2 protein-coding genes and 1 pseudogene are annotated in these 1,119 nt (G+C 46.6%); 1 reads left to right on the top strand and 2 read right to left on the bottom strand.

Annotated elements, in window-relative coordinates:
* A pseudogene (locus P5674_RS25085) lies at nucleotides 1–189 on the top strand (hypothetical protein); the annotation flags it as partial.
* Between the two features lie 122 nt (nucleotides 190–311).
* Here the strand turns inward: P5674_RS25085 and P5674_RS25080 are convergent.
* Both P5674_RS25080 and P5674_RS25075 read right to left on the bottom strand, forming a co-directional pair.
* Nucleotides 312–782, bottom strand: a complete 471-nt coding sequence (locus tag P5674_RS25080) for an HNH endonuclease (RefSeq protein ID WP_014276506.1) — start codon at nucleotides 780–782, stop codon at nucleotides 312–314.
* Nucleotides 783–838: 56 nt separating this feature from the next.
* Nucleotides 839–1,119, bottom strand: a 281-nt coding sequence (locus P5674_RS25075; RefSeq protein ID WP_315670416.1) for a zinc ribbon domain-containing protein, incomplete at its 5' end; no start/stop codon positions are given.

Raw genomic sequence — 1,119 nt, 5'->3', positions numbered from 1 at the left:
TTCTACTTCAGGCCTTCCGTTCCCCGCTTCAATCCTGGGGTTATGATTCCCAAAATTGGGGGTGGCTATTGCCGTTACTCTCAACTTCATGCTATACTAGGTGGGTCACAACTCCCACCGTTCAAGCGTTCTGTCTTGACCTTGAGTCCCCTGCCTTGCTTAGATTTCTCTAAGCGTCGGGACATATAAACAGTTATGGGATGGTCAGGGAAGCGACTCCCTATATTCCACCAAGGGGTGGAAGTCCCACCGGGCAGTTATTTCGGGTATTGCAACCCTATGCGCGTGCCTGAACGTTTCGCACCTCTGTGTTAAGAGTACAGCAACCTCTCTTCATCAAGAGCTGTTTGATCATCGTGACAATGGCGGTGTAGTAACTGAAGATTCTTGTATTCATCCTTTCCACCGTGGCTTCGAGGTACAATGTGGTCTACCTCAGTTAAATCTGATGGGGTAAAGTATTGCCCACACCAGGTACACCTGCCTTTTTGCTTTTTAAGTAGTTTGGCTACCTTTACTGGCGTGTCGATTGCTTGTCCTTTTCTGGTTGCCCAGTAAGTCCAATTCCCGTCATAAAGTGTTGCGTCAGGGCGTATTAGGGTATGTCTGACAATCGGAGTCCAATTATGTTTCCATAGTGTAAGTCCATCTTTGGTTTTGAATAACCAAGTTTCATGTCTTTCTTTCCCGTTACTGAGTGTGACCGTTCCCGGTCTATAGTAATTTCTCAGTTTTTCGATGTTTGCCTTTCCGCATTTTGAAGCTGTCCATGCCCGCAACATTTGCCAGATTGTGTGGTCTAGCTTATTGAAGGTCTCAGATGAGATGACTGATACATTTACGCGACATTTATCCGGCTATTGCCTGACAATGCGACGATAGCACTATTACCCGTTAAGGTAACAGAGGCGGTATCCCGCAAAGCTTTTAGAAAGATTCCAAAAGCACCGTTCCAGTCCCTGGGTAGAGTGAACCCACACTCAGGACATCGGAACACTTTTGAGCCACCTAGCTGGGAATGCATATTACCACAGTGAGTACAGGTTTTGCTGGTGTATTCTTCGGTCACATCTACAACTGTGGTTCGAGTTATCTCGGCTTGATGTCTCAGGGTTAGTT

The organism is Limnospira sp. PMC 289.06 (assembly GCF_032350395.1).
In the GTDB taxonomy this organism is placed as follows: Bacteria; Cyanobacteriota; Cyanobacteriia; order Cyanobacteriales; family Microcoleaceae; genus Limnospira; species Limnospira platensis.
This window is presented reverse-complemented; position numbering and strand designations above follow the sequence as displayed.